This window comes from Nocardia sp. NPDC056564 (assembly GCF_042793755.1).
In the GTDB taxonomy this organism is placed as follows: domain Bacteria; phylum Actinomycetota; class Actinomycetes; order Mycobacteriales; family Mycobacteriaceae; genus Nocardia.
Genome location: NZ_JBHTUR010000019.1, coordinates 88054 through 97114 on the forward strand (window position 1 = coordinate 88054; position 9061 = coordinate 97114).

A 9061-nucleotide genomic window follows, 5' to 3' on the forward strand; every position below is an offset into this window, starting at 1 on the left:
GTGTGCTCGATTCAGCGAGGTCGCCGATCGGTAGACCCGATCGTTCCCCCCGCGCCTGACCACTCATCCGCTACTGGCCCTCCTCGTAGCTGCGACGGTGCTGACGCTGTGTGCGCACGTCAGCATCGCAGCCAGTTCTAACAGCGTGCCAATTCTATGGGTACTAGCGTCGGCCTTGCATGTACAGACCCGAATCCTGGTGGCACGCTTGCGCGTGAACATATCGTGACCAGCGGGTGTGCGAAATCCGGTTGGCCGGGCTAGAAGTAGCGGAGGTAGGCGGCGCGGAAGGATTCATCGCGCAGGTCGTAGTCCGGTGGCAGGTAGTCGTTGGCGCGGACGTGCTGGACGAATTCGTCCGGGATGGCGAGCGGGCGAACGGTCAGATACTCGATGGAGTCGGTGCGCCAGATCCATTCGCCGTCGGAGTGCAGCGAGGAGCCGCCCGGGATCCAGCCGGCGCCGGTGACCAGGTTCGGGACGGCCTCCATGACGTCGAAGACCTCGGGGGCTTTGCGCAGGTAGTCGAGGATGCGGTCGCGGTCGGCGAGCTGCTGATCGGTGCTCGCGTCGTGGATCGAGGGGAGGTCGTCGTGCCCACGTTTGTACATCTCCCGATAGATGCCTACGGGTTTCAAATCCGGCATGTCACCTCTTTTCTCCGCGCATTGCGTTCATTATGTTCACCGCCGACGGTCAATTGAAGACACTCGCGCAGCGGTGCGGATCGGCCATTACATCGCGAACGATTAAACCGAGGTCGGTCCCGCCGCCGCCGAGCGGATACGGGAAGTCGACGACCGGCTGACCGTCGACGTGCACCCGGAACCGCGCATGCCGCTGATCGACATGCTCCCAGCCGACGCCGACGGTGGGCGCGTCGAGGTCGAACTCGTTGGGTCCGAGACGCAGCGTCAGGCGGCCGTCCCTGCGGTAGAACACGGCGAGCACATCACCGAAGTAGCCGAGCACGCCGCCGACCGGGCCGGTCGCCGCGGGGATCGCCCGCAGGGACCCGCTGTCCGGATCGAATGACGCCCAGCGGCCGCCGTCGAGCGGCTGGATCACGATTTCGCTGCTGCGCGAATCGTGTTCGCCGTTCCCGCGGCGCCGGTCGCCGTTGCGCGCGCCCGAGCCCGAGCCACCTGCGGCGGCTCCGGCCATCGGCGGGAGCACCGGAGGTGGCGGCAGCATCGGCGGCGGCTGCTGCTGGTCGCCGATCGGTGCGCCGTTGAACTGCGATTGGCTCGGCAGCTGCCCGTTATGGCCGTTATAGCCGTTCTGGCCGGGATAGCCGGGCTGTCCTGGATGCGCAGGCCGGCCAGGAACTGCCGGCGCCCCGGGTTCGCCCGGGTACGGGGGCAGCGCCTGCGGCGGGTACGACGGCTGGCCCGACGGGCCGGGTGTCTGCGTGGGCGACGGATCCGGCGATGTGGGTGGGGTCGTCGGCGGGGTCGTCGGCGGCGTAGTAGGAGGCGTCGTCGGCGGGGTCGTCGGCGGCGTAGTAGGTGGCGTCGTCGGCGGCGTAGTTGGAGGCGTCGGCGGAGTCGTCGGCGGCGTAGTTGGAGGCGTCGTCGTCGGCGGCGTCGTCGGCGGCGGCGTAGTAGGAGGCGTCGTCGGCGGAGTCGGCCGGGTCGTCGGCGTGGTGGGTGGCCTCGGCGTGTGCGGCCTGGTCGGCGGCACCGAATGCTGCGGCGGTGCAGGCGGAACTGGCGGATGCGGGGGCACCGGGGGGTGCGGCGGCTGCGGCGGCTCCACCGGCTGATCCGGCATCGGCACATGGATCTGCAGCGGCGGCCCTACCTCCGGCGGGAACTCGAACTCGTACTCGTGCGGCGGATGCGGTATGCGCGAACGGAACATCGGCGCCTTCGGCTCACCGCCGCGGAACCGATCGCCCCCACCGTCGTCGTTTCCATTGCCCGAGCCACGATCGCGGTTCGAGCCACCGCCGGTGGTGCCGCGATCCGACCCGGAATCGTCATCGCCCGCGGAATCGTCGTCGTCGGATTCCCGGGCCCGATCGGGCGCATTCGGGTTCTCCGTGGCCGGCCGGGTCCGGTCGCCGGCCCCGGCGTCGGGCTGCCGCAGCGCTTCGGCCTGGGATTCGGCGCGACCCAGCTCGGCTTCGATGCGTCCGACCTCGGCCTCGGCGACCAGGTAGTCCTTCGCCGCCCGCTCGAGTTCGGCGACCTTGTCCAGCCGGGCCTGCTGCTCAGTGACATCCAAGGTGCGCGCCCGCAGATCCTCGGCGCGCGCCTCGATCTCCCGGACCGAGCGCAGCTCGTTCGGTTCGATTGTCATGGACAGACTTTCGGCCGCCTCGGCACGCGCCGCCTCGGCACGATCGAGCCGATCCTGAGCCTGCACCAGATCCAACTCGAGGCGCTCGCGAAGTTCCTCGACCTCGCGCCGGGCGTCGGCGTCGACATCGCGTCGGGTCGCGTCGTCGGGTTGGGTCGCCGGATCACGGCGCGGCGCGCCATCGGGATCCGTGACCGGGCCGGGCAGTTCGGGCTGTTGTCCGTTGCGAACCAGCGCGCGGGCCTGCTCGAGCGTGGCGTCGTGGCGTTGAATGTTCTGCTCGCGCAACCGCACCTGCTCGGCGGCATCCTCGAACTCGCGGAAGGCCTGCGTCAGGTCGTCCACCCGCCGCTGCCCCGCCGGATCCGGCTGCTGCGCGCGCAGCTCGGCCAGCCGGGTCTCGACCGGGTCGTCGCCGCCGAACAGCCAGGCCGGATCGATCCCCATGGTCCGTTCCAGCGCGAGCAGTGCGTCCGTGCGCGCGTCCAAAGTGGCTCGCGCCTCGGACAATTCGAGCTGATAGCGATCGCGCGGCAGGAACGGCGTCGATTCCGGCAGCGGCGCGGCGGCGTAGGGGATGCCCGCCCGCCAATCGGTGAGCGGCGGCCGGTCCGCGTCCCAGTGGAAGCCGAGACCGACCGCGTGCGTGTTCGCGTCGTGCCAGGTCTTGTTCCGGTTCTCGGGGTCGCGCAGGAACTCCGATTCGGCCAGCGCGTCGTAGAGCATCACGATGTCCTGCTTCAGCGGCTCGCCGGCCACGAGACGGTTGATCGCCTCGGCGACATCGGCCAACTGATCCATCCGCTGCCGCACCAATCGTCCGGTGGGATCGGCGTAGTCGGTGACCAGGTGCTCGTCGGTCATGAGGTGATCGAGGACCTGCTGGATCTGCTCGCGGGTGAAGCGCGGCGGCGGCAGAGCGCTGTCGGCGGTGGTGTCGTGCCACATGTGCGGCGCCAGCTCCTCGGCCATCCGGGTGAGCTGATCCTCGGTGATGCGGCCGTTGTTCTGCTGTTCCAGCAGCAGCGTCCGGATGTCGGCGACGGTGTCGCGCACCGCGATTCGATCGTTGCTGTCGAACATGCCGAGCGCGCGGTCGGCCAGCTCGTCGATCTGCCGGTCGATCCGGCTCAGTTGCTCGGCGACGTCGGGCCGGGTCGGGTCGATGCCGCGGTGGGCGTCCACCAGTTCCTTGCGCACCAGGTCGACGAGCTTGCGCGCGGCGACCGCCTGCTGGTCCTCGCCGTAGTGCGCGAGCTGATCGGCGATCTTGTCGGCCAGCCGGTCGTCCGCGCGGAATCGGTCGTATTCGGCGTCGGCCCAGTCCTGGACCCGCTGCCATTGCTGGACTTCATGATCGAAGACCTGCTGCAACCAGTCGGGGATCTGCACGTGCTCGTCGAGGCGTGAGTGTTCGCTGGCCTCCCAGCCGCGGAACATCGGCTGGATATTGGTCTCCGGCGGCTTGTGCCAGTCGAATCCGTCCCACACCGTCGCGAACGGCGGCAGCTTCTGCAACCACGGCCGGGCCTTGACCCAGTCGCCGATCGCCGGGTGCCGATGGATCCAGTCCCGGACCGCGGGATGGTCGATCGCCTGGAGCAGGGTGCGGATATCCCGTTGGATGGCATAGAAATCGCCGCCGATATGGATGGTGACGATGTCGTCGGCCGGGACGCCGCCCTGGAAGTATTCGACCGGCGCGCTCATCGGGTTCATCGGCAGCATGTTCTTGGCGATGTGTCCCGGTGGGATATCGGCGAACGGTGTGGCCAGGTCGTTGATGTAGTCGGCCAGGCCGGCCCACCAGTCCGGGTTGCCCGGGTCGTACTCGCTCAGGTCGTCGCCGCGGCGCAGCTTGCCGTCGGCGTCCACGTTGACCGACCAATCGGGCCTGGACGGATTGACCGTGTGCCAGACGTCGGCGCCATCGCGCCAGCGGACCATGAGCATGCCCGGATCACCGTTGATCCAGCCGGTTTCCGTGCGCTGCACCGGCGGCCCCGGATGGATCACCGACTCCTGCCCGGGTGCGGTCTGCCGGTACTCGATCTGCGGGTGCCGCATCATCGCCTGCGCGACAGCGGAATTCGTGCGGATCGCGTGTTCGAGCGCGGCATCGTGCAGCGCGTGCGGGCGCGCCGCGTCGGGCTGCTGGCCGAAGACCACGATCCGGGGACGCTCGCCCTCGATGATGCCGACCCGGTCGGTCGCCATCCGCCCGCCCTCGGTGTCGATGGTGTCGCGCCACTCGGCCACCTCGTGCCACCGCTCGGTGAGCTGGGTCATCTTGTCCTGCAGGCGGGTCATCGCGGTGTCCGCCCGGATCACGTCGGCCGCGGCGGACTCGAGCTCGTCGAGCATGGCCGGCCGGTGCGGATCGGTGCCGTCGTCGAGCTGGCGCTGGTGGCGCATCGTCTCAGCCAGCCGCTGTGGTTGCGGGCCGAGGTCCGACAGCGGAATGTCCAGCCGCTCCGCCAGGTCTTCCAAGACCGCGCGGCGTCGCTTGCTGTCCTGGAAGATCGCCGCCTGCTGGTTGGCCAGCCGATCAAGCGCCGTGACCACGTCCGCGGACAGCGGGCGGTCCCGGTTCACGTTCTCGCCGTGCAGCACCTTCAGCCTGGCGTCGATCTGATCGACCGCGGCGTCGAGCTGGTTGAACGCCTCGACGGCATGGATCAGCTTGCGAATGGAGCGCTCGCGCAGCTGACGCTCGGGCCCGGCCAGCGGTTCGTGTACGACCCTGGCGGGGCTGTCCAGGTTGGCCGGCACCCGCACCGAACGGCTCTGGGCCTCCCGGTGCAGCTCCATCACCCGCTGGGTGAACGCGTCACCGGTCAGTTCGGGCACATCGAGTCGCGCGGCGATCTCGTCCCTGGCCAGACGGGCGGCTTCGCGCTCGCGCGCCAGTTCGGCCCGCTCCTCCAGCAGGCGGTCGTATTCGGCCTCCCTGGTTTCCGCCGGACCGGTCAGCTCGTCCATTCGGGCGATTTCGGCGGTCAGCCGGTGGATCGTCGCCTCGGTCTCGGGCACCCGATTGGACAGCCGCTCCAGCTCCCTGACCCGCAGCAGGTCGTGCGGCTGCCACTCCTGCCCGTCGGGACGGCGATGATTCAACTCGCGCACCGTCTCGGCGAGGTTGTCGCCGGGGCGCAGCGCGGCCCAATCGTCGGCGGGATCGACGCCGAGCAGTTCGGCCAGCTCGTTGCGCCTGCGCGTCGCCGCGTCGAGGTCACGCAGGGCGAGCTCGCGCGCCTCGACCAGTTCGGCGCGGCGTTCGGCGTTGTCCGCCAGATGCGCCTCGGCCGGGTCCGGTTGCGGCGTGTTCTCGGATTTGTTTGCGCCGCTTCCGTTTTCGGGAGTGCCCGGGCGTGGCTGACCGCCGTCGCCAGGAGTCTCGGATCGGGGCGGGTCGCCGTCCGGGCGCACGTTCTGCTCGAGCATCGTCAACCGGTCGAGCACCGACTGATGCCAATCGGGATGATCGGCGAATTCCGGTGCCAGCGCCTCGATCCGGCCGCGGATCTCGGCCAGATCTGCCGCGCTGAGGTCGTGCTGACGCCAGGTCAGCACGCCGTCGGGGCCCTCCTCGAGGAAGTGATGGGCGAAACCACTGGTGGTTTCGGCGTGCGGGCGCTGCCCGCCGCCGAACGCGAGGCTGTGGTCGATACCGCTGATCACGCCGTCCCGGGTGACCAGCCAGTTCGTCATGCCGCGGTCCGGCATCCGGATCAGCGTGTCCAGCAGGCCGAGGCGGACGCCGGCCGGGGTGTTGGTCAGCCCGGTCTCCTGTGGGCTCCACGCGCCGGGATGCCGCCCGCCCGCCCAGTCGCCCGGCATGAGCTGCATGTAGACCACATGATCGCCGGCCCGCACCACATGCGGCACATTGGCGTCGACGGCGTGACCGACCAGTGCCGCAAGCACTTCCGCGTCGGCATGCTGGACATTGCCGAGCGTCTTGCGGATCAGCTGGGTGCCGTCCTCGAGCGTGATCCGCGTGGCCTCGTCGCTGATCCGCTCGAAACGGATGGTCTCGCCCGAGGTCTGCGCCGCCTCCACCCGAGCCACCGCCTCGGCGAGCGCCACGGCGTCCGGATGGACTTCGCCCGGCTCCTCGACCGGGCCGCCCTCCGACGGAGGATTGCCTGCGCCGGAACCTTCGTCGCCGGGGTCGCCCGGCTGCGGGGGCGCCGGTGGCCGCGGCGGCTTGTGCCCACCGTCGTCGCCGCCGGTCGCGGGCTTCGGCGTGGACCCGGCGTCGTCGGTTCCGGCGCCCGGCTGTTCGGGACGCCGCGGTGCGCCCGGTTGCCCGGGGTCTCCCGGCTTGTCGGGCGCGCCGCCGGACGGCTCCTCCGGCGCGGGCGGATCGTCGTCCGGGCGCACGTTCTGCTCGAGCTTGGTCAGCCGGTCGAGCACGGACTGATGCCAGTCGGGATGATCGGCGAACTCCGGTGCCAGCGCCTCGATCCGGCCGCGGATCTCGGCCAGCTCCCCAGCGGTCAAATCGTGCTGACGCCACTGCAATTGGCCGTCGGGACCGGGTTCCAGGAAGTGATGGGCGAAACCACTGCTGGTTTCGGCGTTCGGGCGCACCCCGCCGCCGAACGCGAGGCTGTGATCGATGCCGCTGATCCGCCCGTCGGGCGTGACGAGCCAGTTGGTCATGCCGCGGTCGGGCATGCGGATCAGCACGTCGAGCAGGCCGAGGCGAACACCGTCCGGCGTCTCGGTCAGCCCGGTGTCCCGCGGGCTCAATGCGCCGGTGTGCTGCGTGTCGACCCAGTCGCCCGGCATCACCTGCATGTAGATCACGTTGTCCCCGGCCCGCACGATGTGCGGCACGTTGGCGCCGACGGCGTGACCGACCAGTGACGCGAGCGCTTCCGCGTCACCGTGCCGAGGATTGGTGAGCACCTTGCGGATCACCTGCGTGCCGTCCTCGAAGGTGATCAGCTCCACCCGCTCGGCCCGGCGCATCGCGCCCTCGCTGAGCACCTCGACCTGGAAGGTCTCGCCAGCGACTTCCGCGCCCTCGACCCGAGCTGCCGCGCGGGCGAGTGCCGCTGCCTCCGAACCGGATTCGTTCGGGCCGCCGGCGGGTTCACCCTGCGGCGGACGAGGACCGCCGGAACCGGCGCCGTCCCCTGGATCGCCTGGCATCGGCGCGGCCGGCGGCTGCGGCGGCTTCTTTCCGCCGCCGAACCCGTCCGTGGTCGGGCGGACGTCCGAACCCTGCTGCGCCTCTTCGGTTTTCACCTCAGCGGGGCGCGATTCCGCGCGCGGCGGATTGTTCTCTCCCGCAACCTTGTTGGACTCGCCGGGCTGGGCCGGCGCGAATTCGCCAGGAGCAGGCGACGACTGCTGCCGGGGCGGGGTACCCGCCGGGTCCGGGGCGCTCGGCGGCGCGAGGTCGACGACGCTGACTCGGCCCTGCTCGTCGATCAGTACCTGCCGGTAGACGATTTCGACGCCTTGCCGGTCCAGGTTTGCGCGCAGTTCGGGGCCGACGATGTGCTCCGCGTCGCCGATCGTCGAGACGACGAGCAGTCGCCGTTCGGTGCCGGGGAGCAGGGCGACTCCGTCGCCCTGGCCCAGCGGCTGCCCCTCCGCAGCGAGCAGGTCACGCGCAGCCACTGCGGCCGCCTCGGCACGCATCCGGTTCTCGACCCTGACCGACTCGTGGTACTGGCCGAGCGTCTTGGACACCTCGCCGGTCGCCCGCACCACCTCGGCGTAATGCTGCTGTGCGGCGTGCAGATCCGCGAAGTACTGCTCCATCTGGTGCGGTAGCACCTGCTGCTGGTCACGGAGCCTCGCGACTCGGGCCTCGGCGTCGTCGTGCACCGCGCGAACTTCCCGCTCCAGGTCGCGGGCATTGAGACCATCCGCATTCACGCCCAGCGCACGCGCCATGGTGCGCGCATGATCGAGCAGGCGCGCACCGTTGTCGGCCGCGGCGGTCATCTGGTCGATGATGCCGTCGAAACCCACTGCGCGAGCGGACGGTTCGTAGGGACGCGGGTCGCCGACCGTAGACCACGCACCGGACGGCTCGACGGTGGGCGGACGCTTGCCCTCCTCCCCCGCGGGCTCGTTCGGCTTTGCCGTCGGCGGGTCCGTTTCGGTTGCGGGCTTGTTCACCTCGGCCGCAGGCTTGTTCACCTCGGCCGTCGGCTTGTCGGCCGCGCTAGCATCCTCGACCGGCTTGTTCTGTGCCGCAACATCATCTGTCGCCGGAGTGGTCTGCGGCTCGGCCGGTGCCTCACCGGTCGGCGGCTTCTTCGCGCCACCACCATCACTCGGGGCATCGGGTTCCGGCCGCGGCACGGCCAGCGGTGGCGCGTCCGGCGGATCGGTCCGACGCACCTCGGTACGACCGTCCTCACCGGGCACAAGACGGTAGACAACGACGTTGTCCCGGTTCGGGCCGACCAGGCCATCCAGCTCCGGATGCACCACGGCGGCTCGATCGAGGAGGGTGGTCGGGTCTGCCGACTCGCCGCGCAACACGGCAATGACCTGTGGCGGGTCGCCGGGAACGACGCCGATCTGCGGCACGCCATCCAACGGCTCCGCACCGGCCTCGAGCATCGTGTCCTTGCGCAGCTGATCGGCCAGCTGCTGATCCCGTTCGGCCGCGTCCCGCTCGGCATAGCGATGCCGGTCGAACGCTTCCTCGGCTGCGGCCGGATCCTGCGCCCGCCGCAGGTCTTCCGCGGCTTCGTCCCTGGCCCGGATGGCATCGGCCTTGGCC

General features: G+C 70.2%; 3 protein-coding genes. 1 reads left to right on the top strand and 2 read right to left on the bottom strand.

The genetic code is table 11. The features are described 5' to 3' along the window. Positions 1-260: 260 nt before the first annotated feature. Together ACFQ9K_RS35005 and ACFQ9K_RS35010 are read right to left on the bottom strand one after the other, a co-directional pair. Complete coding sequence (locus ACFQ9K_RS35005; protein WP_378713308.1) at positions 261-647, bottom strand: hypothetical protein; 387 nt, start codon at positions 645-647, stop codon at positions 261-263. Between the two features lie 49 nt (positions 648-696). Next, positions 697-8766, bottom strand: coding sequence for a hypothetical protein (locus ACFQ9K_RS35010; RefSeq protein ID WP_378984105.1), 8070 nt, complete (start codon positions 8764-8766; stop codon positions 697-699). On the opposite strand from ACFQ9K_RS35010, the gene ACFQ9K_RS35015 reads away from it, so the two are divergent. Next, positions 8758-9061: hypothetical protein (locus ACFQ9K_RS35015; protein WP_378984108.1), on the top strand; the 304-nt coding region annotated here is incomplete at its 3' end. The two genes, ACFQ9K_RS35010 and ACFQ9K_RS35015, sit on opposite strands and share 9 nt — an antisense overlap.